Annotated in this window: 16 protein-coding genes, 1 tRNA gene and 1 pseudogene; 9 read left to right on the top strand and 9 right to left on the bottom strand. The window is 71.6% G+C overall.

The genetic code is table 11. The features are described 5' to 3' along the window. Positions 1 to 9 precede the first annotated feature (9 nt). From ABZX79_RS21460 to ABZX79_RS21440, 5 genes are all read left to right on the top strand, one after another. Entirely contained in the window at positions 10 to 1332 is a 1323-nt protein-coding gene (locus ABZX79_RS21460; protein WP_355259851.1) for a hypothetical protein, read from the top strand. After that, complete coding sequence (locus ABZX79_RS21455; protein ID WP_355259848.1) at positions 1329 to 4736, top strand: tetratricopeptide repeat protein; 3408 nt, start codon at positions 1329 to 1331, stop codon at positions 4734 to 4736. Before ABZX79_RS21460 ends, ABZX79_RS21455 begins: the two co-directional genes overlap by 4 nt. A 3-nt stretch (positions 4737 to 4739) precedes the next feature. Beyond that, a complete protein-coding gene (locus ABZX79_RS21450; protein ID WP_355259845.1) occupies positions 4740 to 6071 on the top strand; it encodes a PP2C family serine/threonine-protein phosphatase in 1332 nt (443 codons plus the stop codon). A 68-nt stretch (positions 6072 to 6139) separates the two neighbouring features. Further along, complete coding sequence (locus tag ABZX79_RS21445; RefSeq protein ID WP_355259842.1) at positions 6140 to 7516, top strand: VWA domain-containing protein; 1377 nt, start codon at positions 6140 to 6142, stop codon at positions 7514 to 7516. Between the two features lie 66 nt (positions 7517 to 7582). Further along, complete coding sequence (locus ABZX79_RS21440) at positions 7583 to 8794, top strand: FHA domain-containing protein (protein WP_355259839.1); 1212 nt, start codon at positions 7583 to 7585, stop codon at positions 8792 to 8794. Positions 8795 to 8897: 103 nt separating this feature from the next. On the opposite strand, the gene ABZX79_RS21435 is transcribed toward ABZX79_RS21440, so the two are convergent. After that, the gene (locus tag ABZX79_RS21435) at positions 8898 to 9875 is read right to left on the bottom strand and encodes a methyltransferase domain-containing protein (protein ID WP_355259836.1); all 978 of its coding nucleotides are present in this window, start codon (positions 9873 to 9875) and stop codon (positions 8898 to 8900) included. 117 nt (positions 9876 to 9992) lie between these two features. Between ABZX79_RS21435 and ABZX79_RS21430 the strand changes: the two genes are divergently transcribed. Both ABZX79_RS21430 and ABZX79_RS21425 read left to right on the top strand, forming a co-directional pair. Next, positions 9993 to 10397 carry a globin gene (locus tag ABZX79_RS21430; protein ID WP_355259833.1) on the top strand — a complete coding sequence of 135 codons (405 nt, stop codon included), beginning with the start codon at positions 9993 to 9995 and terminating at the stop codon, positions 10395 to 10397. A 156-nt stretch (positions 10398 to 10553) separates the two neighbouring features. After that, positions 10554 to 12339, top strand: a pseudogene (locus ABZX79_RS21425) (FtsX-like permease family protein); the annotation flags it as partial. Positions 12340 to 13010: 671 nt separating this feature from the next. Here ABZX79_RS21425 and ABZX79_RS21420 read toward each other — a convergent pair. Genes ABZX79_RS21420 through ettA form a run of 3 tightly spaced genes read right to left on the bottom strand, consistent with a single transcriptional unit; the run spans position 13011 to position 15879 of the window. After that, entirely contained in the window at positions 13011 to 13742 is a 732-nt protein-coding gene (locus ABZX79_RS21420; RefSeq protein WP_355259830.1) for a hypothetical protein, read from the bottom strand. Then, positions 13739 to 14212 carry a thioesterase family protein gene (locus tag ABZX79_RS21415; RefSeq protein ID WP_355259827.1) on the bottom strand — a complete coding sequence of 158 codons (474 nt, stop codon included), beginning with the start codon at positions 14210 to 14212 and terminating at the stop codon, positions 13739 to 13741. The genes ABZX79_RS21420 and ABZX79_RS21415 overlap by 4 nt, the downstream gene beginning before the upstream one ends. Before the next feature lie 2 nt (positions 14213 to 14214). Beyond that, positions 14215 to 15879, bottom strand: coding sequence for an energy-dependent translational throttle protein EttA (ettA, locus tag ABZX79_RS21410; protein ID WP_355259824.1), 1665 nt, complete (start codon positions 15877 to 15879; stop codon positions 14215 to 14217). Positions 15880 to 16056: 177 nt separating this feature from the next. Here ettA and ABZX79_RS21405 point away from each other — a divergent pair, with 177 nt between their 5' ends. Next, positions 16057 to 16632: a DUF4262 domain-containing protein gene (locus ABZX79_RS21405; RefSeq protein WP_355259821.1), complete on the top strand. Its 576-nt coding sequence runs from the start codon at positions 16057 to 16059 to the stop codon at positions 16630 to 16632. An 83-nt stretch (positions 16633 to 16715) separates the two neighbouring features. On the opposite strand, the gene ABZX79_RS21400 is transcribed toward ABZX79_RS21405, so the two are convergent. The 4 genes from ABZX79_RS21400 to ABZX79_RS21385 form a co-directional block, all read right to left on the bottom strand. Next, positions 16716 to 18101, bottom strand: a complete 1386-nt coding sequence (locus tag ABZX79_RS21400) for a Cys-Gln thioester bond-forming surface protein (RefSeq protein WP_355259818.1) — start codon at positions 18099 to 18101, stop codon at positions 16716 to 16718. A 228-nt stretch (positions 18102 to 18329) separates the two neighbouring features. Further along, the gene (locus ABZX79_RS21395; RefSeq protein ID WP_355259815.1) at positions 18330 to 18791 is read right to left on the bottom strand and encodes a single-stranded DNA-binding protein; all 462 of its coding nucleotides are present in this window, start codon (positions 18789 to 18791) and stop codon (positions 18330 to 18332) included. A gap of 113 nt (positions 18792 to 18904) precedes the next feature. Beyond that, a complete protein-coding gene (locus ABZX79_RS21390; protein ID WP_355260073.1) occupies positions 18905 to 20704 on the bottom strand; it encodes a GTPase in 1800 nt (599 codons plus the stop codon). Positions 20705 to 20787: 83 nt separating this feature from the next. Next, on the bottom strand, positions 20788 to 22398 hold the full coding sequence (locus ABZX79_RS21385) for a dynamin family protein (protein ID WP_355260070.1): 1611 nt from the start codon (positions 22396 to 22398) through the stop codon (positions 20788 to 20790). Positions 22399 to 22726: 328 nt separating this feature from the next. Here ABZX79_RS21385 and ABZX79_RS21380 point away from each other — a divergent pair. Further along, positions 22727 to 22799 (top strand) — tRNA-Arg (locus tag ABZX79_RS21380). A gap of 340 nt (positions 22800 to 23139) precedes the next feature. Here the strand turns inward: ABZX79_RS21380 and ABZX79_RS21375 are convergent. Next, positions 23140 to 25284 carry a 3'-5' exonuclease gene (locus tag ABZX79_RS21375; protein WP_355259812.1) on the bottom strand — a complete coding sequence of 715 codons (2145 nt, stop codon included), beginning with the start codon at positions 25282 to 25284 and terminating at the stop codon, positions 23140 to 23142. Positions 25285 to 25298 lie beyond the last annotated feature (14 nt).

Raw genomic sequence — 25298 nt, 5'->3', positions numbered from 1 at the left:
AGGTGATCGATGAGCGTGGCGGCGGGTGCCACCGGGCCGGTGATGGACCGGGACGAGGTGGACCGTGCGCTGGCGCGGCTCGGCGCGGAGTACGAGGCGATCGAGAGCTCGCTCCTCGCGTTGCAGGACCACGCGGGCCGCAGGCTGCTCGAAGGCGCCGAGCTGACGGGCACCACGCTGGACCGCTGGACCGCGACCGAGCCGGCCATCACGCTGCTGTGGTCGTACTTCGACACGTACACCGCCACCTTGCGCGCCGCCCGTGAGCTGCGGTCGCGGCGGCGCTTCCCCAATCGCCAGGACCTGTCCGAGCTGACCGACATCCTGCGCGGCGCGAGCGTGACCGTGGCGGGCGGCGCGTCCGCGCCCACCGCCCCGTCGATCACGGGGCCCGCCAAGCTCTCCGAGCAGCTGACACTGGCGGAGCTGGTGTCCCGGATGAACGATCTGTACGCGCGGTCGCTCGACATGGTCGTCACCGCCGACGCGGTGTGGTCCGCGCTCCCCGCGCGTATCGACCTCCTGGCGGCCGAGCTCCAGCGCACGCGTTCGCTGGCGCACTCCGTCGGCGTACGGCCGGGTGAGCATCCGTCGGGTGACGACCTGGAGTCGATCACTCACGAGCTGACGGCGCTGCGCACCCAGGTGGTGACCGACCCGCTCGCTTTCTGGCGCCCCGGGCTGGGCAGTTCGGCGCCGGGCGGCGGCCGCCCCGACACCGAGCGCTACGACCGAGCGGCGCGCGCGCTGGAGGACGTGAGGCGCGAGATCGACGCGGTGCTGACCGTACGGCAGGACGCCGAGCAGCGGCTGGTCCGGCTGCGGGACACGCTCTCGCGCGCGGACCGCACACTGACCGAGGCCAGGTCGGCGCGCGGCGAGGTGCTGGCGAAGATCGCCGCGTCCGAGGTGCCGGCGGTCGGCGGCCCGCCCACCGCGCTCCAGGAGCAGCTGGTGCTGGCGGCCGATTACCGCAGGCACGCCCAGTGGCACCGGCTGTCGCCGCTGCTTGAGTCCCTGGAGCGCGAGGCCGAGGACGAGCTGATGCGTGCGCGGGAGTCGTTGACCGCGGTCACCGCGCCGCTGGCCATCCGGGCCGAGCTGCGCGGCCGGCTCGACGCGTACCGGGCGAAGGTCGCCCGGCACGGCATGGCGGAGGACCCACTGCTGATCGAGCGGTACGACGCGGCCCGCCGCATGCTGTGGAGCGCGCCGTGCGACCTGCGGGTCGCCGAGCAGGCGGTACTGCGCTACCAGCAGGCGGCAGCGGAACTGCTGGTGCCGCGACGCAACGAGCCGAGCGACCGCGACCACACGGGGAGCACGTCATGAGCCGGTGTCAGCGCCCCGGATGCGAGGGATCGTACGAGGACATGGGCGGCGGCGAGTTCTACTGCGAAACCTGCGGGCTCGCGCCGGTCGTCTCGCCGACGGGCATGCTGTCGTCGCCGCCGACGGGGATGGCGGCGGGCGGCCGCAGCAGTACGTCCGGGCGCAGTGGCAGCTCACGGGCCTCCTCGGGCTCCTCCTCGCGCTCGTCCTCGCGTTCGTCCTCGCGTTCGTCGCGGTCCTCGACCTCGCGCCGTTCGGTCTCCGGGCGCCTCTCGCGCTCACTGTCCGGCGCGGCCACGTCCGCACGGTCGGTGTCGGTCCGCAGTTCCGGTGCGTCGTCGGGCTCGTCCGGGCGCAACCGGCTGGGCGCGGGGCTGGTCTCCATACCGGACGTGCCACGCCCCGATCCGCAGTCCGCCGTGATGGAGAACCCGGAGGTCCCGGAGCGCAAGCGGTTCTGCTCGCGATCCGACTGCGGGGCTGCGGTGGGGCGTTCGCGCGGGGACCGGGCCGGGCGTACGGAAGGCTTCTGCACGAAGTGCGGGCACCCGTACTCCTTCGTGCCGAAGCTGGGCGCCGGGGACATCGTGCACGGCCAGTACGAGGTCGTGGGCTGCCTGGCGCACGGCGGCCTCGGCTGGGTCTATCTGGCGGTCGACCGCGCAGTGTCGGACCGGTGGGTCGTACTCAAGGGCCTGTTGGACACGGGCGATCAGGACGCGATGGCGGCGGCGATCTCGGAGCGGCGCTTCCTCGCGGAGATCGAGCACTCCAACATCGTCCGCATCTACAACTTCGTCGAGCACCTCGACCAGCGCACGGGCTCCATGGACGGCTACATCGTCATGGAGTACGTCGGCGGCAAGTCGCTCAAGGAGATCGCGAACGAGCGGCGCGGCGCGGCGGGGCGGCGGGATCCGCTGCCGGTCGAGCAGGCGTGTGCGTACGGCATCGAGGCGCTGGAGGCGCTGGGCCACCTGCACAGCCGCAATCTGCTCTACTGCGACTTCAAGGTCGACAACGCCATCCAGCAGCAGGACCAGCTGAAGCTCATCGACATGGGCGCGGTCCGCAGGATGGACGACGACGAGAGCGCGATCTACGGCACGGTGGGGTACCAGGCGCCGGAGGTCGCGGAGGTCGGCCCGTCCGTCGCCTCCGACCTCTATACGGTGGCGCGCACGCTGGCCGTGCTGACCTTCGACTTCCAGGGCTACACGAATGTCTTCGTGGACAGCCTGCCCGACCCCGGCAACATCGAGGTGTTCCGGCGGTACGAGTCCTTCTACCGGCTGCTGGTACGGGCGACGGACCCCGATCCGGCGCGGCGGTTCGCGTCGGCGGCGGAGATGGCGGAGCAGCTGACGGGTGTGCTGCGGGAGGTCGTGGCCCTCCAGACGGGCCGCCCGCGCCCGGCGCTTTCAACGCTGTTCGGGCCGGAACTGCGGGTTCCGGACACGCAGTTGTTCGCGGAACTGACGGGCGACGTCTCGCAGCTGGGCGGCCGGGCCGCCCCGACGGGGCGGAGGGCGCGACGCGCGGCAGCGAGGGCGGCGGCCTCGGGCGGCGGTGCGGGTGCCGGTGCGGGTGCGGGTGCCATTCCGGCGCAGGCCATCGGTATCGGTTCTGGCGCGGGTGGCGGGGCTCCGGGTTCCGGCGGGTACGCGGGCCCGGCCGCCGTACCGGCGCAGGGCGCCGGGGGCGGGCCGCTCCCCGGCACGGTGGCGGCACCCCTCGTCAGTGCGGCGGGCGCCACGGGCCCCGGCGGAGCCGGAGGTTACGGAGCGACCCACCGCAGCACTTCCTCCGGCACTGTCGGCAGCGGCGGCTACCCGGCACCGGGTCCGCCGCCCGCCGCACCGCAAGGCCCGGGCGCTCAGCCGACGGGTTACGCCGCCCCGGGCCCACAGCCCGGGACGTACACGACCGCCGGAGCGCCGGGCAATGACCACGGGCCCAGCACCCACGTCGGCGGAGCCGGTGCGCAGCCCGGTGGTCACACCAGGCCCGGCGCCCAGCCCGGTACCTATGCGGCCCCCGGCAGCCACCCCCCGCCCGGCACCCAAGCCGGCGGAGCCGGTGCGCAGCCCGGCGGTTACGCCGGGCCCGGCGCCCAGCCCGGAACCTACGCGGCCCCCGGCAGCCACCCCACGCCCGGCACCCAAGCCGGCGGAGCCGGTGCGCGGCCCGGTGGTTACGCCGGGCCCGGTGCGCAGCCCGGGACCTACGCGGGCCCCGGCGCACAGCCCAGCAGCAACCCCGCACCCGGCCCGCAGCCCGGGACGTACGCAGGGCCCGGAGCGACTCCCGGCAGCCTCCCCGTGCCCGGCGCCCATGTCGGTGGTTTTCAGGCCGGGGTCGCCTACGCCGCTACCCAGGCCGGCGTTCCCGCGCCCGTCTCCGTGCCCGGGGTCGTCGCGCCGCCAGGGGCCGCTCCCGGGGTCGGGCCCGGCGGCGTACCGGCGCTGTCCCCTTACCTCGCGCCCCTGAAGGCGGGGGCCACCGCGCTCGCGCTGCCCGTGCCGCGCGTCGACCCGAACGACCCCAACGCCGGGTTCCTCGCCGGCCTGATGGCTTCCGCGCCCGCGGAGCTCATCGCCGCGCTCCAGTCCGCGCCGGGCGACTCCGTCGAGCGCCGGCTGCGTGAGCTGCGCGCCCGGCTGGAGATGGACGAACACGCCACCGCGGCCGAGGCGTTGTACGCCCTGGAGCTCCAGCACCCCGACGACTGGCGGGTCGTCTGGTACCGGGGCATCACCTCCCTCGTCTCGGGGGACAACGAGAACGCCGCACTGTCCTTCGACGCGGTGTACGACGCGTTCCCAGGCGAGGCCGCGCCCAAGCTCGCCCTGGCCGTGTGCGCCGAAGTCCTCGGGCAGCTCGACAACGCCGCCGAGTACTACCGCCTCGTCTGGGCGACCGACCCCAGTTACGTGAGCGCCGCCTTCGGGCTGGCCAGGGTCCAGCTCGCCGCGGGCGACCGGCCCGGCGCCGTACAGACGCTGGAATCCGTGCCCGAGGCGTCGATTCACTACACGGCGGCCCGGGTCGCCGCGGTGCGTGCGCGCCTTCGCCGGCGCGCCCCGCAGGACGGGACGCTCGTCGACGACCTGACAGCGGCCGCCGCCCAGGTGGAGGCACTGCGCAGCTTCGGGCTCGACGCCGTACGCCAGGAGCAGCTGTCCACCGAGGTGCTGGGCACCGCCCTGGACTGGGTACTCTCCGGTAGGCACGGGGCTCGCCCCGCGCAGACCGCGCTGCTCGGCAGCGAACTGGACGAGCGCGGCCTGCGCTTCGGTCTGGAACGCTCGTACCGGGTACTTGCCCGGCTCGCCCAGCGCGGCGAGGAGAGGATCGACCTGGTGGAACGGGCCAACCGTTTCCGCCCCCGGACCTGGGTGTGAAAGATGTCGCAGATGCGCCACCAGCTGCCTGCTGAGCCGACCGCCTGTCCCGGCTGTGAAGAGCCGCTGGAGCCGGGCGACTTGTTCTGCGGGGCGTGCGGGTCCGACCTGTCGGCCCTGTCGCAGCCGCCGGGGGACCACCCCACGGTGGCCATCACGGTCGCGCCGAGCGCCGCGAGCGCGGGTGGGGCCGCAGGTGGGACTGCGCCCGGCACGGACGTGCCACCGGCTGCCGTACGGTACGACGATCCGCCCCCGGCGGCGCCGGAGACCGGCGACTTCGCGCTGGCAGCACCCGTAGCCGCCGTACCCGCGCAGTCTCAGCCGCAGCCCCAGCCGGAGCCGCAGCCCGTCGACCCGCGCTGCGTCGCGCCCGAGCCGACGCCCCCGGCCGGCACGCTCGCCAAGGTGTGCGTCGCGTGCCGTACCGGCCGGATCGACGACGACGGGTACTGCGAGAACTGCGGCCACGCCCAGCCCCGCGAGCGCGACCACATGGAGCAGGAGCTGGACGCCGTCGCGGCCGTCAGTGACCGCGGGCTGCGCCACCACCGCAACGAGGACTCGTTCGCGGTCTCGTCGGCGGCCCTGCCGGACGGTTCGCCCGCCGTCGTCGCGATCGTCTGCGACGGCGTGTCGTCGGCGACCCGCCCCGACGAGGCGTCGGCAGCCGCCGCGATCGCCGCCAACGAGGCCCTCCTGGAGTCACTGCCGCGCGGCACGCACCCGCAGCAGGCGATGCACGAGGCGATCGTCGCGGCGGCCGAGTCGGTCAACTCCCTTGCGACGGACACCGGTCACGCCGTGGAGCACGACGCGAACCACCACACCAACGCGCCCGCCTGCACCCTGGTCGGCGCGATCGTGGCCAGCGGCCTGCTCGTCGTCGGCTGGGTCGGCGACAGCCGCGTCTACTGGGTTCCCGACGACCGCACCGCACCCCCCGCCCGCCTCACCGAGGACGACTCGTGGGCGGCCCAGATGGTGGCCGCGGGCCTGATGAACGAAGCGGAGGCGTACGCCGACGAGCGCGCCCACGCGATCACCGGCTGGCTCGGCGCCGACGCGTACGAACTGGAGCCGCACACCGCTTCGTTCAAGCCGGACCGGCCGGGCGTGGTCGTGGTGTGCACCGACGGCCTGTGGAACTACGCGGAGGCGGCGCAGGAGATGGCGCAGGCCGCACCGGCCGATGCCGCCGTCCGGCCGCTGCACTGCGCCCAGGTGTTGGTGGGGCACGCGCTCGACGGCGGGGGCCACGACAACGTAACAGTGGCCGTGCTGCCGTTCGCCATGCCGGAGCAAGGGGCAGGATCGGCCTACGGCACGGCGTAAGGCCCCTGTATCCCCTGTATCCGCGACCGCACGCGCCACTCCCGTCCGTCCCGAGGAGCCGACTGACCATGGCCAACTTCTCCAAGTCGCATGTGCCCCAGTTCTCCGTCGACGTGTACCAGAACGAGTACCTGCCGGAGGGTGGTCGCGAGGTCAACGCGATCGTCACCGTGACATCGACCGGGGGCGGCACGAGCGGCGCCGCCGCACTCCTCGCCGGGGCCGGGGCCTCGCCCGCGTACATACCGACGGGGCAGGGTACGGGCGTACCGAGCGCCGCCGTCGTGATCATGGTGGACTGCTCGGGCTCGATGGAGTACCCGCCCACCAAGATGCGCAACGCCCGCGAGGCCACGGCGGCCGCCGTCGACACCCTGCGCGACGGCGTCGCCTTCGCCGTGGTCAGCGGTACGCACGCCGCCAAGGAGGTCTACCCGGGCAACGGGCGCCTCGCGACCGCGAACGAGGTGACCAGGGCGCAGGCCAAGGAGGCCCTGAACAGGCTGAGCGCGGGCGGCGGCACGGCGATCAGCACCTGGCTGCGGCTGGCCGACCATCTGCTCGACCAGGCCGAAGTCTCCATCCGGCACGGCATTCTGCTGACCGACGGACGGAACGAGCACGAGTCACCCAAGCACCTTCAGAACGCTCTCGAAGCGTGCGCGGGCCGCTTCACCTGTGACGCGCGGGGCGTCGGTACGGACTGGGAGGTCAAGGAAGTCACCGGCATCGCCTCGGCGCTGCTCGGCACGGCGGACATCGTCGCCGACCCCAGCGGCCTTTCGGCGGACTTCACGCGGATGATGGAGAACGCGATGGGCAAGGAGGTCGCGGACGTGGCGCTGCGGCTGTGGACGCCCGTCGGGGTGGAGATCAGGTTCGTCAAGCAGGTGGCGCCGGCCGTCGAGGACCTGACCGGGCGGCGCACCGAGGCGGGCCCGCGCGCCGGGGACTATCCGACGGGCTCGTGGGGCGACGAGTCCCGCGACTACCACGTGTGCGTACGGGTGCCGGAGGCCGGCATCGGCCAGGAAATGCTGGCGGCCCGCGTCTCCCTGGTCCTCCCCGACCCGTCGGGCGGTGGTACGCCGCACACGCTCTCCCAGGGGCTCGTACGGGCGGTGTGGACGGACGACATGGTCGCGTCCACCTCCATCAACCCGCAGGTGGCGCACTACACAGGCCAGGCAGAACTGGCACAAGTCATCCAGCAAGGACTCGATGCGCGCAAGTCGGGTGATTTCGACGGAGCGACGGCGAAACTGGGCCGCGCGGTGCAGCTGGCGGCCGCTTCGGGGAACGCGGACACCGCGAAACTGCTTTCGAAGGTGGTGGACGTCGTCGACGCGACGACAGGTACTGTGCGACTCAAGGCGAAGGTCGCAGAGGCGGACGAGATGACCCTCGAAACGCGCTCGACCAAGACAGTTCGCGTCAAGAAGTAACCAAAAAGCTGCGAGAAGTACCGATTTACGGCCTTCGGGCCGAACGAGAGAGGGGGAAGCGCCGACATGCCGACCTGCCCGAACGGACACCAGTCGGGTTCCGACGACTGGTGCGAGGTCTGCGGCCATCGCATGGCCGGCGCCGTGCCGCCGCCTCCCCCGCCCCCGCCGCCGCCCGCTCCTGGTTACGGCTACCCGCAGGGCCCCGGTCCCGGCCATGGCCCCGGCCCCGGCCACGGAGGCGCCCCCTCCGGTTACGGCTTCCCGCCGCCCGGGCCGGACGCCACCGCCCAGGCGGAGATCTGCCCGCAGTGCCGCACCCCGCGCGAGGCCATGGCCCCGTTCTGCGAGGAGTGCCGCTGGAACTACCTGACGAACACGGCGACGTCCTACACGCCGGTCGCCCCGCAGAACTCCGGTCCCGGCCCCGGCCTCAATCTGCCGCCCGGGTTCCAGGCGCAGCGTCCCGGTCCGCCGCCACCCCCGCAGGCGCAGCAGCCCCCTCACGCATCACAGCCCCCTCAGCCTCCGCATGCCCGTGACCCGTACGAGTACCAGAGCTCGCGGCCGTCGCAGATGAACCGGCCGGCCGAGCCGCTGGCACCGGAGCAGTCGGGCGTGCAGGCCCCGCCGCACGCCTTCCAGCAGCAGCCGCCGCCGTTCCAGCAGCGGCAGCCGGGTCCGCCGCCGCCCCCGTCCTTCCAGCAGCAGGCACCGCCCGCACCTCCGCAGCAGCAGCAGCACCAGCAGCCGGCGCCGCCTCAGCAGCGGGACAGCAACGGTGACGACGACTGGATGCTGCCCCCGCCGTCCCAGCAGCAGTCGCAGCAGTCGCAGCCGCCCCAGCAGCAGTACCAGCCGCCCGCTCCGGCGGCCGGCTGGACCGCGACCGTGGGTCCCGACCGTGAGTACTTCATGGCGATGATGCAGCGCAGCGGCCCCGACGCCGCGGGCCTCAACCTGCCCGCGTACTCGCCCGAGCAGCAGCGCCCGCTCACCGGCAACCAGATCACCATCGGCCGCCGCCGCCACAGCACGGGCGAGGCCCCCGACATCGACCTGTCCGTACCGCCGGAGGACCCGGGCGTATCGCACCAGCACGCGGTCCTGGTGCAGCAGCCGGACGGCTCCTGGGCCGTGGTCGACCAGAACTCGACCAACGGCACCACGGTCAACGGCGCCGAGGACCCGATCCAGCCCTACGTCCCGATCCCGCTCCAGGACGGCGACCGCGTCCACGTGGGCGCGTGGACGACGATCACGGTCCGCCGGGGCTAAGGGCGAAACTGGGCGCTCAGCGGGCATACCCAGCCCCTCCGGCGTTTGAGGAGCGGGGTCCGGGGCGGAGCCCCAGGGGCCCCGCTCAGCGGCCCGCCTGCGCCTACGCCCCCGCCGCTCCACCCACCAGCGGCCACGCATACGGCCCCCGCGGATCATCCAGCCACGCCCACTCCCCCTCCTCGGTGACCGTGACGCCGAACCGTTCCCGCGGCGGCCGCTTCTCCCGGTGCCACAGCGTGAGCGCCTCGTGCGGGTCCAGGCTGCCGGCCGTCAGGCTGAGCATGAACCGGAACAGGTCGTTCTCCAGCGCCCGCCGCGGCAGCCCGCCCAGCTGCCTGGGCGCCGGCTCCGCCGTTGTGCCGCGCAGCGGGACGAAGTACGCCGGGGTGTGCAGGAAGTGCCCCTCCGCGTGCGAGGCGTCCCGTACGTCCAGCGCGATCAGCCCCGTCGCCAGCGGCGCCAGAATCCGCGCCCCCGGCCGGCACTGGGCGAGCCAGGCACGCGGTACGGACGGCACGGCGCACGTCGCGATGATCCGGTCGAAGGGAGCCCGCGCCGGGCAGCCGCGCGCCCCGTCGCCGGTGACCACCGCCGGGTGGTACCCGGCCGCCTCCAGATGCTTGCGAGCCGACTCGGTGATCTCCGGATCGAGGTCGACCGTCGTCACCAGTTCATCGCCGAGCCGATGCGAGAGCAGCGCCGCGTTGTAGCCGGTCCCCGCCCCGATCTCCAGCACGGCGTTCCCGTCCCGTACGTCCAGTTCCTCCAGCATCCCGGCCATCAGCGACGGCTGGCTGCTGGAGGAGACCAGCTCGCCGCCGCGCATGCGGGTGGCGAGGGGCATGTCCGAGTAGACCCCTTCCAGCCAGCGCTGCCGCCGCGCCGGATCGGGGTCCTCGCCCCACAGCCGCTGGTGGCCCGCCGGGCCACCGACGAAGTAGTACGGCACGAAGAGGTGGCGCGGGACCTCGGTGAAGGCGGCGCGCCAGGCGGGGTCGTCGAGGGCCCCGGCGGCCGCCATCTCCCGTACCAGTGCCGCGCGGGCCTCGGCGTACATGTCAACTTGGTGTGCGCCCATACGCCCACTGTCGCGCGACGCCGCCCCCGAGGCGAGTACCCGGGCGCCGTGGCCGTGGATCGAGTGAGTGGTTCTAGGCCCGAGGTCCTCCGCCGCCGCGTCTGAGACGATGGACGCGTGAATGAGATTCCGCGCGGCACGCTTCAGGAGCAGACCTTCTACGAGCAGGTCGGCGGCGAGGAGACCTTTCGGCGCCTGGTCCACCGCTTCTACCAGGGAGTCGCGGAGGACCCGCTGCTCAAGCCCATGTACCCGGAGGAGGATCTGGGTCCCGCCGAAGAGCGGCTTGCCCTCTTCCTGATGCAGTACTGGGGCGGCCCCCGCACGTACAGCGACAACCGCGGCCACCCGCGCCTGCGGATGCGGCACGCGCCGTTCACCGTCGACAAGGCCGCGCACGACGCCTGGCTGAAGCACATGCGCGTCGCCGTCGACGAACTCGGACTCTCCGAGGAGCACGAGCAGCAGCTGTGGAACTACCTGACGTACGCCGCCGCGTCGATGCTGAACACCGAGGGCTGAGTCTCCGCACTGCGGTGACCGGCGCCCGGAATCCGGTCACGATCGCGTCAAGTCCCGTGTGAAAGCGGTTTCGTCCGCCACCCGACTCTGACAGCGTCCCCCACAGACCAATGGGGCGCGCGGAGCACCACAGCGCGGTGGTTTCGGGGGGAACGGGTGGCGGGGTTCATATTTCTGCGCGTGCGCGCATCGGCTGCTGCTTGCCGCCGCGCTGCTCTCCGTCCTCCTGACCACGTCCGTACTCGCCACCCTCGCCGCCTTCTCCTCCTCGATCGGTGACGCCGGGCTCCGCCACTCCCTGCGCGGCAGGAACGCCGCATCGGCGGCGCTGCTGATCAAGGGCGAGGCCCTGACCGACGCCGTCGACGGTCGGCGGAAGGCGGCGGACGACGCGGCGCTGGCCGGGGCGCGCGAGGCGTTCGACGGGCTGCCGGTGGGGCTGCGCAGGCTCGGCCGGTCGGGACCGTACGCCCTGCCGTCGGGCCTGCGGTCGTCCAGGGCCACCGAGGACAGCCCCGATCTCACCCACCTCGCCTCGCTGGACCGCTCGCGGGTACGGCTGACGGCCGGCACCTGGCCCGGCGGCAAGGGCGCGGGCGGCGTTTACGGTGTGGCGCTGCCCGAAGCGGTCGCCGGGGAGCTGAAGGTGAAGCCCGGCGGGAAGGTGTTCTCGCTCACCGACCGGCTCGGGGGCCCGGCGCTCCAGATCCGCGTCACCGGCCTCTACCGCCCCGTCGACCCGGCCGACCCGTACTGGCAGCTGGACGAGCAGGGCGGCCGCGGCGTCAGCGAACTCGCCTTCACGACGTACGGTCCGCTGCTCGCCGACCCCGCGCTCATGGGCTCGGGCCGCGTCAGCGCCGGCCATGTCAGCTGGCTGGCGACCGCCGACTTCCGTACGGTCACCACCGACCGGATCGGGCCGCTGCGCGAAGCCGCGAAGAGCAGCCTGGCGCACCTGGACGCGCGGCAGCCGCTCAAGGGGAAGGTCAGCGTCCGCACCTCGCTGCCCGACGTGCTGGACCAGTCGGAGCGCTCGCTCCTGGTCTCGCGGTCGACGCTGCTGATCGTCTCGCTCCAGCTGGTGCTGCTGGCCGGTTACGCGCTCCTGCTGGTCGCCCGGCTGCTCAGCTCCGAACGCGCGGGCGAGACCGCCCTGTTGCGGGCGCGTGGCGGCTCCCGGCAGCGCATCACCGTCCTCGCCGCCGTCGAGGCCGTTCTGCTCGCCGCGCCCGCCGGCCTGTGCGCGCCGCTGCTCGCGGGGCCGCTGACCCGGCTGATCGCCGGCCAGGGTTCGCTGTCCTGGATCGGGTTGCGCCTCGACACCGCCCTGACCGGGCAGATCTGGCTGGTAGGCGCGGTGGTGGCGGTCGGCTGCGCGGCGGCTGTGGTGGCTCCGGCGCTGGGCGGGGGCGGCGGGGAAGGCGGCGGCCGTGCGCGTGCGCTGCCCGGTCCGCTGCGGGCCGGCGCGGACATCGGTCTCCTGGTGATCGCCGGTGTCGCGTACTGGCAGCTCGACCGGCAGACCTCGGGCAGCGGTGCGATCAGCGGCGACCGTGAGGGCAGGCTGGGCATCGATCCGCTGCTGGTCGCGGCGCCCGCGCTGGCGCTGCTGGCCGGCACGATGCTGACCCTGCGGCTGCTGCCGCCCATCGCCCGCCTCGCCGAGCGCCGCGCCTCCCGGGGCAGGGGGCTGCCCGCGGCGCTGGCGGGCTGGCAGCTCAGCCGCCGCCCGATGCGCGGCGCGGGCCCGGTGCTGCTGCTCGTACTGGCCGTGGCGATGGGCATGCTGGCGATCGGGCAGGGCGCGACCTGGGACCGTTCGCAGGACGACCAGGCGGACTTCAGGTCGGGTGCGCCGGTCCGCGTACTGGGCAGCAGCACCCCGCAGTTGGGCCAGGGCGGGGCGTACGACGACATGCCGGGCGTACGCTCAGCCGCCCGGTCAACTCGGGTGGGACCATTCCGGTCGACCCCGGGCGGTCGATCCCAGTCTGGGTCGACCATTCCAACGCGAGCGACCGTTTCGGCCTTGGCCGACCGATCGGTCCTCGGCCAACCACTTCAGCGCGGGCGCCGCCGCTTCCAGCCCGGCCGACCCTTCCAGCTCGGAGACCAACCCTTCCGGCCTGGCCGGCCATTCCGCCCCGAGCGGGCCATTTCAGCCCGTCCGGCGCTTGAGGACGGAACCGCCAACCGGGACCTGGCAGCACATCCACCCCTGGCCGCCCAATCCAGCCCGTCCGGCCATTCCAACCCGGGCGACCGTTTCGGCCTTGGCCGACCGTTCGGTCCTCGGCCAACCACTTCAGCGCGGGCGCCGCCGCTTCCAGCCCAGCCGACCCTTCCAGCTCGGAGCGGAAACCAACCCTTCCGGCCTGGCCGGCCATTCCGCCCCGAGCGGGCCATTTCAGCCCGTCCGGCGCTTGAGGACAGAACCGCCAACCGGGACCTGGCAGCACATCCACCCCTGGCCGCCCAATCCAGCCCGTCCGGCGCTTGAGGACAGAACCCACCGCCGGAACCCCGGCAGCCCGTCCGGCGCTTGAAGATGGAACCGTTCGCCAGGACGCGCGGGCCGAAGCAACCCACCCCGGCCACGCGAAAACCCACCTACACCGGGGCCACCGAAAGCACCCCGAGCCCGGCCCGACGTACCACGATCGACCCGTACGGCGTACGCAGCCGAAGCCAGCCGCCAGCGGCAAGCAGCGCAACCGCGCCCGCGCCACCCGCACCCGCCGAGCCCAACCGCAGGAAGCCCAGCGACTGCGCCGCATGCACCGCCCGCAGCGGCAACTCCGTCTCGCCCAGCGTCCGCGACCAGATCTCGCGCCCGATCCGGTCCCGAGCCGCCCGCGTCCGATCCTCCGGCGCCAACGCCTCGTCCCGCGCCCGGAACTCCGCGACCGCGGCCGCGACCGCCGCACGCATCGCCTCGGGCTCCGGCAGCCCCGGAACCTGCTGCCAGCCCCCACGAGGCGGCAGCACCCCGGCCCAAGGCGGCCCCGTAACCGCGGCAGGCACCACCACTACCCCGGCGGCCTCCTCGATGCCTTCGAGAAGCTCCCCGGCAGAGACCGTGACATCCAGCTCACCGGCACCGGCACCGGCACCCGCGTCGCCGCCACCGCCCACCGCCGCAGCAACCGCCAGCCGGGACGTCCGTACAGCCAGCACCTCGAACGACGGCGGCCGCCCGAAAACGGCCACCGCCCCGCCGCCCACCTGAAGACGTACCGCCGCGGCCCGGTCGTAATGGATCAGCCGCCCGAGGAACGCGGCAAGATCCGCCGCCTCCCCCGCATCGGCGAGCGCGAGCATCACCCGCCCCGGCGCCGTCATGCGGCGACAGCCCCCCGAGCACCCCGCCGGTCAGCACGGTCGCCGCCATCGTCCAGGTACTCCAGGAGGAACGACTTCTCCTCCGCCGAGATCCGCCGCGGCCGCGCCGCTTCGAGGTCGTACGGCACAACCACCGTGGAGGCCCGCACGTACACCCGCTCAGGGCTGTCCGCGTCCGCCGGGTCCTTCACCTCGTACGCGATCGTCAGCGACGCCGCGCCGATCTTCGTGACCCACGATTCGATGATCACCGGCTCGTGCCGGTGCACCAGCGGCAGCTTGTAGTCGATCTCGTGCCGGGCCACGACGGACCCGCCCGCGAACGACGGCGAGCCGTCCCCCGGCGCCAGCCGGAACATGAAGTCGATCCGCGCTTCCTCCAGGTACCGGAGGAAGACGACGTTGTTGACGTGCCCGAAGGCATCCATGTCCGACCAGCGCAGAGGGCAGCGGTAAATGTGACGCGACAAGGTCAGCCCCGCGTCAGCTTCTTGTACGTCGCACGGTGCGGCCGAGTCGCATCCGCGCCGAGCCGCTCGACCTTGTTCTTCTCGTACGACTCGAAGTTGCCCTCGAACCAGTACCACTTCGAGTCACCCTCGTACGCGAGGATGTGCGTCGCGACCCGGTCCAGGAACCAGCGGTCGTGGGAGATGACCACAGCCGCGCCCGGGAACTCGAGCAGCGCGTTCTCCAGCGAGGACAGAGTCTCGACGTCCAGGTCGTTCGTCGGCTCGTCGAGGAGCAGCAGGTTGCCGCCCTCCTTGAGCGTCAGCGCGAGGTTGAGGCGGTTGCGCTCACCACCGGACAGGACACCGGCCGGCTTCTGCTGGTCCGGACCCTTGAAGCCGAAGGCGGAGACGTACGCCCGCGAAGGCATCTCGACCTGGCCGACGTTGATGTAGTCCAGCTCGTCCGACACGACCGCCCAGAGCGACTTCTTGGGGTCGATGTTGGAACGGTTCTGGTCGACGTACGAGATCTTGACGGTCTCGCCGACCCGGATCGCGCCGGAGTCCGGGGTCTCCAGACCCTGGATCATCTTGAACAGCGTGGTCTTACCGGCACCGTTCGGACCGATGACACCCACGATGCCGTTACGCGGCAGCGTGAACGAAAGGTCGTCGATCAGGACCTTGTCCCCGAAGGCCTTCGACAGCTTTTCGACCTCGACGACGATCGAACCCAGACGCGGGCCCGGCGGAATCTGGATCTCCTCGAAGTCCAGCTTCCGCATCTTGTCCGCCTCGGCGGCCATCTCCTCGTACCGGGCGAGACGCGCCTTCGACTTGACCTGGCGGCCCTTGGCGTTGGAGCGGACCCACTCGAGCTCTTCCTTGAGCCGCTTGGCGCGCTTCTCGTCCTTGCGGCCTTCGACCTTGAGGCGGGCGGACTTCTTGTCGAGGTACGTCGAGTAGTTGCCCTCGTACGGAATCGCGCGGCCGCGGTCGAGCTCGAGGATCCACTCGGCGACGTTGTTCAGGAAGTACCGGTCGTGGGTGACGGCGACAACCGCGCCCGCGTACTTCGAAAGGTGCTGCTCCAGCCAGTTCACCGACTCGGCGTCGAGGTGGTTGGTGGGCTCGTCGAGGAGCAGCAGGTCGGGCGCCTCGATCAGCAGCTTGCAGAGCGCCACACGACGCTTCTCGCCACCGGAAAGGTTGGTGACGGGCCAGTCGCCGGGCGGGCAGCCCAGCGCGTCCATGGCCTGCTCCAGCTGGGCGTCGAGGTCCCAGGCGTTGGCGTGGTCCAGGTCTTCCTGGAGCTTGCCCATCTCTTCGAGCAGCGCGTCCGAGTAGTCGGTCGCCATGAGCTCGGCGACCTCGTTGAAGCGCTTGAGCTTGCCCATGATCTCGGCAGCGCCGTCCTGGACGTTCTCCAGGACGGTCTTGGACTCGTCGAGCTTCGGCTCCTGCATGAGGATGCCGACGCTGAAACCGGGCGACAGGAACGCGTCACCGTTGGACGGCTGCTCCAGCCCGGCCATGATCTTCAGCACCGTGGACTTACCGGCACCGTTGGGACCCACCACACCGATCTTCGCTCCCGGCAGGAAGCTCAGCGTGACGTCGTCAAGGATCACCTTGTCGCCGTGCGCCTTGCGCGTCTTGCGCATCGTGTAGATGTACTCAGCCAAGAGAAACCGTCCGGCAATCGATGTGTGGGCAGATACACCCCATCTTGCCTGACGTCCACCCCGCGATGGAAACCCGTATCGCAGGGTGGCCGCGACCTGGGGCTCCGCTGAGCCCCCTCGCACCGCCCACAGACGGCCCGGCACTGTCCTTGATCGGCAAGGCTCTACTCTCCTGGGATGGACGACTCCCCCTGCTTCTGCCTCCTGTGCTCGCCCCCCTCAGAGGGGCCCGCCTGGGATGAACGGGACAGCCGGATATCGGCGAGCGTGACGGATTTCGGCTGGCATGTGATGGGCGTGGGCGCTGGGGATGAGGCACCAGCGGACTGGGCCTACTCCATCGGCCTGTGGCACACACTGCGGAGTCCTGAGATCTGCGTATTCGGCCTGAGGGTCGAGACGATGATGCCGATCATCAACACGGCAGGAGCGGAGATCCGGGACGGCCGGCCTCTCGAAGCCGAGCAAGTACGGGACGACATCCTGAACGGGTACTCGGTGGCCGTTCGCCCGGTACACCCGAGCTGGTACCGGGACTTCTTCGGCGCCGGACTCGACTTCTACCAGGCTCCGCCGCTTCCGCTCATGCAACTGTTCTGGCCGGACAAGGCGGGCCGCTTCCCCTGGGACGACGAGGCAGAGCAGTACTGCCGCGCGCTTCAGCCCCTGCTCTGGGTCCCCAAGACCGAGACCACCGGACCGTGGACCGGACTCGACCAGGTCGGCTGTTTCATGCCCGACCTCGGCAAGTAAACACCCGTATGGCAACGGCCCCGGCGTGCCAAGGCATACCGGGGCCGCGGTGAGCGCCCGGTGACCGGGCGTCGTCGCCGTGTTTACTCTTCGCCGGAGGCGGACTCCTTCTTGCGGACGAAGAAGACCGCGGCGATACCGAGGACGACGAAGGCGACCGCTACGCCCAGGATCATCGGCGTGGCGTCGGAGCTGCCGGTCTCGGCGAGGTCGAGTCCGTCGGCGGCGGTGGGGGCGTCACCGGCCGTGGCGGGGCTGGGCTGGTTCTGGGGCTGGTCCATGGTGCCGGTGCCGACGCCCATGCCGGTACCGGTGCCGGCGGAGGTGGCAGCGGAGGTCTTGCAGTCGAGGATGCCCTTGAAGTTCTTCTTCAGGCCGCCGGGGCCCTCGATCGTGAAGTCGTACGCCTGGTCCTCCTGAACCGGGATGGTCACGGTCCGCGACTGGCCTGCCGCCACGGTGTGCTTGAACTCCATGAGCGCGAAGCTGAACGGCTCGTCGCCCTTGTTGGTGGCGGTGATGTCCACCCCGCCCTTTGCGCAGTTCTTCTTGGCGGAGAGCGCCGGGATGGCGCCCTTCTTCGCCCACGTGGCGGTGGCGCCGGCTGAGACGGTGGATTCGCTGGAGCCGGCCAGGATCTGCGTCTGGCTCTGCGTGACCCCGGCGAAGGCCCGGCCGACCGGCACCGAGGTGGTGCCCTGCACGGTCAGCGAGGTCGAGCCGTCGGCCGCGGCGGCGGGGACGTCGAAGTACAGCTCGCTGCCGTTGGCGGCGGCGGTGACGGGCTTGCCGTCCTTGCCGACGACCCTGACGCCGCTGGCGGCGGCGTCGGCGGGCGGGGCCACGGTGACGCGTCCCGCGTTGGTGCGGACGGTGACCGGGCCGAGCTTCTCGCCGGCTTTGCCGGAGACCGCGTTCGGCTCCAGGGTCAGGGATGCCCTGGGCTCGGCGGCGCCGCGCGCGTTCTTCTCGAGGAAGTCGGCGAGCTTCTCCGCCTTCGGGTCGAGCGCGTCGACCTTGACGTGGTCGGAGTACCGCCAGATCGCGACCTGCGTGCCCGCCGCGGCCGTCTGCTCGGTGAGCGAGCCAACCCCTGCCTGCTTGGCCAGCGCGCTCAGGTCGTCGACCTGCGGATACGAGTGCTCCAGGATCCAGCGGATCTTGCCGGCATCACGGTTGCCGCCGAGAGACGTCTGGTCCCAGGAGGTCTCCAGGTACTTCGCCTGCTCCTGCGTGGGGCGGTGGACGTCGATGCAGTACGTCTTGAGCGTGCCGCCACCGTCGACGGTCATCTCGAACAGGCCGGCGGGGATCTGCTGGTCACCGCCGGCCGTGCGGAGGACGGCCGTGTCGTAGGTCTTCAGCCCGTCGAGCGTGGCTGCCGCACCGCCCTGGTGCTGCGGCGCCTCCACCGCGGCGGCGGGCCCCGCGGCAGCTATCGCCCCCGCTGCGAGGAGACCCGTAGCCACGGCCGCGGCGGAGAGACGGGCGGAGCCCCGTCGGCGTACAGCAACAAACACAGAGAGCGCAGAAAACACAGAATTCCCCTTCGGGCGAGGCCCTTTCGCATGGTGCGACCGTGGGGGGAGTGCCTCGCCGACAGACTCAAGTGCCCCGTGAGTATGCGGAAATCCTAGAGACGCGCCGAACGACAGCCCTCTGTCATACCGTCAGATAGCCATTCCGAATCGGAATCGTTATCGCTCACCTCTCCCCTGCGCCGACACTGTCGACAAATCACCGGGCGAATCAGCCGAGTTGTGCCCTTCCGTCACCGAACGTCGCGTCAACGCCGGATCCCCCTTCACCACCCGTCTGAACGCGGACGTACCGCGCGTCATGTCGTGCCCCACGGCCAGCGCCTCGATGTCCGCCGAGAATCTGCGCTGCCCGTCCTTCTCCTCGTCGCGGATCCTCAACCGCCCGTGCACGAGTAGTGGTTCACCGATGGAAACCGAGCCGGCCAGGTTCGTGGCCAGCGCCCGCCGCGCCCACACCGTGTAGAAGCTGGACTGCCCGTCCGACCAGCTTTCCTTCTGGCGGTCCCAGTACCGCGCCGTCACCGCGAACCGGAAGCGCGCCACCCCGCCCGCCGCCGAATCCCGGTAGTCCACGCCTGTCGCGGCATTGCCCACCAGCGTCACCCACGTGTCACTCATCCCGACTCCCCCCTGCGCCACTAGTCCGCCCCTGTGCCCGTCCGACTGACTGACTGACTGACTGACTGGTCCCATGCTGGACCAGAAGTGGCGAGCCCGCCGGAGCCTGTGGGCTACCGGCCGGTTGTGGACAAACCCGTCACCGCCACGTACTGCTCCCGCACCTCCCAGTACCGCATCAGCTCCGCCGACACCGGATCCAGTACGCGCGCCCGGCCGCACCCGGCAGCCGCCTCCCGCAGCCGCCGCTCGGCGTCCTGCCCGTACCGCCGCGCCGGCCCCCTCGCCGCCACCGAGCACGCCCACTCCACCAGCGGGCCGCCCACGATCCCGGCGAGCATCACCAGTACGGGCGGCAGCAGTTGCGGCTCCAGTACGCCCACGATCTGGCCCACCAGCCACAGCCCGCCGAAGATCTGGAGCAGGGTCATCGAAGCCTGGGTCAGTACCGCCGCGGGCCACCACGCGGGCTTCGGCGGCCTGCCGCGCGGCACTCCGGCCCGTACCGCCAGTACGTCCAGCTCCTCCGGCAGCCCCGCCGCGCCGCGCACCGCGGCCTCCCGTACCGCCTGCGCCCAGGGGGCCGGCAGCCCGGCGGCGGCATCGTCCGCGACCGTACGCACGGCCTGCTCCACCCGCTGTCTGGCGGTGATCTCTTCCTCCTCCCCCTCGGCCGGGGTCTGCCCGGAAATCGGGTCGAGCCCCGCCCCCAGGGCCCGGTTCGCCTCGTACCACCGCCACAGCCTCAGCCACGGCGTGCCGCACGACTTCCCCGCGTTCCGCCGCCACTCGCGCTCCGCCGCCTCGCCCACGGCCGCCGCGCCCACCGCCGCCGCCAGCCGGTCGGTGAACCGGTCCCGGGCCCGCTCGCCGAGCTCGGGCGGCCGCCGCCCGTCGGCGACGTAGACCGGTCGCAGCCGGGCCGCGGCGGCGTCCACGTCGGCGGACAACCGGCGGGCGGGGGCCCCGCGCTCCTGCACGAACTGGCCGAGCATCTCGCGCAACTCGCCGACGCCCTCACCCGTCAGCGCCGACAGGGCCAGCACCGTGGCACCCGGTTCACCGTGCTCGCCGAGCGCCATGCCGTCCTCGTCGAGGAGCCTGCGCAGATCGTCGAGGACGAGGTCGGCGGCGTCGCCCGGCAGCCGGTCCACCTGGTTGAGCACCACGAAGGTGATCTCCGCGTGTCCGGCGAGCGGCCGCAGATAACGCTCGTGCAGTACGGCGTCGGCGTACTTCTCCGGGTCGACGACCCAGATCACCGCGTCGACGAGCGTGAGCACCCGGTCGACCTGGTCCCGGTGGGCGGTGGCGGCCGAGTCGTGGTCGGGCAGGTCGACGAGCACGAGCCCGTTCAGTGCTTCGTCGCGGAATCCGAGCGGCGCCGGCCTGCGGCGCAGCCGCCCGGGGATCCCGAGCCGGTCCAGCAGGCCGGCGGCGCCGTCCGTCCAGCTGCACGCGATGGGCGAGGAGGTGGTCGGCCTGCGGAGCCCCGTGTCGGAGATCTGGACGCCCGCGAGGGCGTTGAAGAGCGTCGACTTGCCGCTGCCGGTGGCGCCGGCGACGGCGACGACGGTGTGCCGGGCGGAGAGCCGCTGGCGGGCGGCGGCCTCGTCGAGCACGCGGCCGGCCTCGGCGAGCGTGGCCGCTTCGAGGCGGGTACGGGAGAGCCCGACGAGCTCGCGCAGGGCGTCGAGGCGTCCGCGCAGCCGGCCGCCGTAAGCGCCGCCGGGCGGCAGGCCGTCGTACTCGTCGTCGCTGCCGTCCTGCCGCGCGTTGGACGGGGGCCGCACGGGGCGCGGGGGCCGCACGCCGCGCGCCGCGCGCTCGGCGGCGCGCCGGGCGATCAGCCCGTCGTCCCACCGCCCCTCAGGGGGGCCGCCCATGCCGTCCACCCGCTCAACCCCCTCCATCCCCTCCGCACCGTCGACACCATCCATGCCATCCACGCCATCCACGCCATCCGTGTCATCAGTCACAGCAGTCACGTTTGCGGTCACTTCTCCTTCTGCAACACGGAGAGCGCGGCGATCAGCGCCGCCTGCGGCTCCGGGCTCACTTCGAGGGCGTCGAGCGGCGCCAGCCGCAGCTCCCTTTCGGTACTCAGTACGCGGTCGATGTACGTCGTCAGCAGCTCCCCGCCCTTGTCGCGCAGCCGGGTCGCGGCGACCGCGCCGATCCGCTCGGCCAGCCGTTCCCCGGCGGTGCGCGCCCGGCGGCCACCGAGCAGCGCGGCGGCGAGCAGGGCGGCGACGGTCTCGGCGTCGGGCGCGGGCGGCCGTTCCAGGTCCCGTACCTCTTCCTCGGCGAGCTCTTCGAGCACCCGGCGCCAGCGCCGTGCGGCCATCCCGATCCGCTCGCCCGCCTCCCGGTGGGGGATCGCGAACGCGACCGCGTCGGCGGCGGGCTCCCGCCGCCACGCCTCGTGGACGTGTTCGTCGGCGGCGGCCACGGCGCACTGGAGCAGCGCGGTGAGGCTCCCGACGAGCGAGTCGAGAAGCTCACCCGCCGAACTGTCCAGCGGATAACCGCGCCACCGCGTGAGGGCGTCCCCGGAGAGGACCGCGCCGCGCTGGAGTCGGCGGCGTACCCGCGTGCCCTCTTTCTCGTACGCCTCTTCGACGTCCGCGGTCAGCCGTACGGACGCGGCGTACTGGGCGGCGACGGCCCCGGCGAGCTCGGGCATCCGGGCGTTGAGCGACTCGATGACGCCGGTGGCGGTACGGCCGACGGCCTGCTGCCGGGCCGCCGGGTCGTGCACCCGGTGCGCCAGCCAGGCCCGCAGCGGCTCGACGGCGGTGGAGGGCAGCAGCCCGGTGCCGCCGCCGGCGGATTCGGGCAACTCGGGGATGGTGAAGCGCGGTACGTCGCCGAGCCCGGCCTTGGTGAGCAGCGCGGCGTACTGCTGCGACACCTCGCCGATCACCTGGTGGGGCACCCGGTCGAGGACGGTGACGAGGGTGGCGTCGTACTCCTTCGCGGTACGCAGCAGGTGCCAGGGCACGGCGTCGGCGTACCGGGAGGCGGTGGTCACCATCACCCACACGTCGGCGGCGCAGATGAGTTCGGCGGCAAGCACCCGGTTCCGGGCGACGAGCGAATCAATGTCAGGGGCGTCGAGCAGGGCGAGCCCGCGCGGCAGCGTCCCCACGGTCTCCACGCGCAACGTGTCCCCGCCGTCGGCGCCCCTCTCCCCCTCCAGGGGCCCTTCCGCCCCCTCTTCCTCCCCCTCCTGCCGGGGCAGCCATACGCGCGTGAGCTGCGGCAGTACGCGGAGGTTGGCGAACCAGTGGTGATCGTCCGGGTGGCATACGAGCACGGGCGTACGCGTGGTGGGCCGCAGCACGCCGGCCTCGCTCACCCGCCTGCCCACCAGGGAATTGACGAGGGTGGACTTGCCGGATCCGGTGGAGCCGCCGATGACGGCGAGCAGCGGTGCTTCAGACTGTTTCAGCCGGGGCAGCAGATAGTCGTCGAGCTGCGCCAGCAACTCGATCCGTGCCTGCCTCGCACGCGGAGCCCCCGGCAGGGGGAGTGGGAGGCGCACGGCAGCGACACGGTCGCGCAGGGCGGAGAGTGCGTCGATCAGCTGAGGCCGTGCGTCCAAGGTCACCACATGCGAAGAATGCCCAATTTTGGAGCCTTTTAGAAGCTTAAAGGGTCCTCTGCGCGCCTATGCGCGCCGATTGGCGGCGAGGGACACACGGTATGAGTGGGGCACAGGCATAACGAGTGCACAACACCCGGGGCGCGAGACGCCAAAAGCGATGCGCGATTCGCACTCGCCTGCGATTATCAGGTTCGCTTCACCGAACCTCCACATCGTGCCACGCAGGTGAAGCAACCGGCCCAAGGCGATCGGAGCCCTATCCTTGTCCCCGGCAAGGTCCAGGACCCTCCCAGCCCGGGGCCCAGGCCACCGAGGTCATGATCCGGCCCCCGTAGCTCAGTGGATAGAGCAGGCGCCTTCTAAGCGCTTGGCCGCAGGTTCGAGTCCTGCCGGGGGCGCTGCATTTTCCCAGGTCAGACGTGCGGCCCCACCCCCTCCGTAAGATCATTTACGGAGGGTTCCCTCTCCCATCAACATGGAAAATTGCCCTATTGTGTTCACAATTTTCCGATGCCTTGGCGCCACGGCGTCCCACATAAGACCCACGTTTCCGGGCGATCAAGGCCATGTCCAGCTCCCACAAGGCGAGCAACAGCTGTTCAAAGGACACCTGCGCAGGACCTCCGCTTCGAACAGAGCAAGCGTCAACGCGACTCCCGCTTCATCCATCGCGCACCCCTAGGGCTAGGCGCCTGCTCCAGCCTGAGCCGAGCCGTCAGTGCGACGCGGGCCGGTCTCTCATGCCACTCCCGCCTCAGCGAGAAAGCGACTCGCTGGACCACTCCACGACACGTGCAGTCGGTCGCGTGCACGCGTGCAGGCCACGAAGAGCAGACAACGCTCGGCCGTCAGATCCGTGTGGTGCTGAATAGGGTCGAGTTCCATTGGCGTGATGGCCCCTGGGTACGGAACCGTCCCTTCCCGAACCCCGACAACCGCCACACACCTGAACTCCAGCCCTTTGAGGGAATGCATCGTTCCGACCCTGACGCCCTCAGCGTCGGCGCCTCCGTCTTGCCGTAGCCGGACTGTGGGGATCCCCTCGTCCCGCAACCGGCGCGCCACGCTGTACACGATCTTGTTGAACCGGGCAGCCACCGCGATGTCGGACATCTCGACGCCACTGTCAGCCCACTCCCGGATGCGCACCACCAGCTCGGCCAGTTCGGCATCCGGGTCATCCGTGGCACACACGGTCGGGCGGGCGCCGCGCAGCGAGGACCGGAATCCTGCCAGCGTGTCCGCGCTGCCGTTCTCCAGTTGCTCCACGGGCCGGCCGTCCAGCAAAGCCACCGCCCAGGTGAGGATTTCCTGCGTGCTGCGGTAGTTCTTGCGCATTCGGGTGGAACGGCCGGTCACGGGGATCCCCAGTGATCTCAGAGACACCTTCGTGTCGTAGATCCGCTGATGCGGGTCGCCGGCAATGAACAAGTCGTCAGGGCGAGCGGGCACCACGGCGCGCAGCAGCCTCCACTGAGCGGGGTGGAGGTCCTGTGCCTCGTCAACGACAACATGCCGGTAGAGCGGCACTCCGGACGCGGTGACACGCAACGCCGCTTCATCACACACCCCCAGATGCGTACGCGCGGAGCGCTTGTCGAGCGCGGCCTGGAACGCCTCCACCGCCTGCCAGACCTCGTGCCGTCGAGCGGAGGCCAGCCGGGAACCCCGACCGCTTCTGGACGCCTCTCGGTAGGCGTCGAGCGAGCGCAGGCCCTGCGCCAAGATGACGTGCTTGTACTCCTGAGCCAGGAACTGGCCGCTCCACGGGAGGCCCAGCTGCTCGCCGATCTCTCCCCAGAGAGCCGGCTCCTGCGCCCCGTCCAGGTACACACGCCGGGCGGCGTCATGTGGTTCGACGATCTCTCGTGCCAGAGCGTTGACGGTCGACACGTCCACCCGGCCGCGCAGCTCCTCGTCCTCGATCAGCAGGGCCAGCCCCTCACGAAGAGCCGAAGTGAGCGCCCCGGTGTATGTGGTGAGCAGGATGCGTTCGCCGGCCCGTAGATGCCCCAAGAGGTGCTTGACTCGATGGAGCGCCACCACAGTTTTTCCCGTGCCGGGTCCGCCGGTCACTTGGGCAGGTCCCGAGTAGCTGGGCCGATACGCCATATACCGCTGAGACGGATGCAGGAAGATCCTCCACGCGGCGAACGGCTTGTCGAGGATCTCGGACAGTTCTTCCGGGCCCGTCACCAGGGCAATGCGCGACGGAGTGTTACGCATCGCACCGGCCAGGTCCGTACGGTCCACCGTCAGCGCGCCGTTCCGGGCGCGGAAGGCGACCAGCTCACCCCATACCGTCTGCACGCTCAGTCCCTCGGCGAGGAACTGCAGCACCTGCCACTGATCCTCCGGCATCAACGGAGCGAACGCGTCGAGCTGCTCCTTGGAGGTCAGAGAACGGGCCGCGCGCAGCACATCATCCTCGATACCCAGACTACGAAGATCCCCGTCCGGGTGATGGGCGAAGAGAGGTTCCACCGCGGCGGTGGCCGCCTCCGCTTCCCATGCCGGCACCAGCTGCTCCACCGTGACGACGTCACGGATCTCCAGTCCGTGGGTCACCGTGTTTACGCTCGGCACCTGCTTGGCAGCCCAGGCGTAGGCGTCGTCGTGGGCCATCACACGCAGCAGCAGAAAGTCCTCGCCAGTGCCGGGCGCGAGTACGACTCCCCGGTAGAATCTGTCGATACGGCAGGTATAAATGTGCTTGTCCCTGGCCCCCTTGGGCTGCTTGAAGTCCAGTCCGGCGTCCGACCAGAGCTGTTTGAGCGTGAGCTGCTGGAACTTCAGAGCCGTCTTCACGGCCCCGGACCGCGCCTTGGAGTCGAGCTTCCCGAACTCGTCGAGGAACCGGACCGACAGAGCCAGCTGTGCCATGGGGGAAGCTCCTT

It is taken from the genome of Streptomyces sp. NPDC002994 (assembly GCF_040611155.1).
GTDB lineage: Bacteria > Actinomycetota > Actinomycetes > Streptomycetales > Streptomycetaceae > Streptomyces.
This window is presented reverse-complemented; position numbering and strand designations above follow the sequence as displayed.

Coding starts and splice junctions, on each gene's coding strand:
- ABZX79_RS21460 (WP_355259851.1), top strand. CDS start 10: ATGAGCGTGGCGGCGGGTGCCACCGGGCCGGTGATGGACCGGGACGAG.
- ABZX79_RS21455 (WP_355259848.1), top strand. CDS start 1,329: ATGAGCCGGTGTCAGCGCCCCGGATGCGAGGGATCGTACGAGGACATG.
- ABZX79_RS21450 (WP_355259845.1), top strand. CDS start 4,740: ATGTCGCAGATGCGCCACCAGCTGCCTGCTGAGCCGACCGCCTGTCCC.
- ABZX79_RS21445 (WP_355259842.1), top strand. CDS start 6,140: ATGGCCAACTTCTCCAAGTCGCATGTGCCCCAGTTCTCCGTCGACGTG.
- ABZX79_RS21440 (WP_355259839.1), top strand. CDS start 7,583: ATGCCGACCTGCCCGAACGGACACCAGTCGGGTTCCGACGACTGGTGC.
- ABZX79_RS21435 (WP_355259836.1), bottom strand. CDS start 9,875: ATGGGCGCACACCAAGTTGACATGTACGCCGAGGCCCGCGCGGCACTG.
- ABZX79_RS21420 (WP_355259830.1), bottom strand. CDS start 13,742: ATGACGGCGCCGGGGCGGGTGATGCTCGCGCTCGCCGATGCGGGGGAG.
- ABZX79_RS21405 (WP_355259821.1), top strand. CDS start 16,057: ATGGACGACTCCCCCTGCTTCTGCCTCCTGTGCTCGCCCCCCTCAGAG.
- ABZX79_RS21395 (WP_355259815.1), bottom strand. CDS start 18,791: ATGAGTGACACGTGGGTGACGCTGGTGGGCAATGCCGCGACAGGCGTG.
- ABZX79_RS21390 (WP_355260073.1), bottom strand. CDS start 20,704: ATGGAGGGGGTTGAGCGGGTGGACGGCATGGGCGGCCCCCCTGAGGGG.
- ABZX79_RS21375 (WP_355259812.1), bottom strand. CDS start 25,284: ATGGCACAGCTGGCTCTGTCGGTCCGGTTCCTCGACGAGTTCGGGAAG.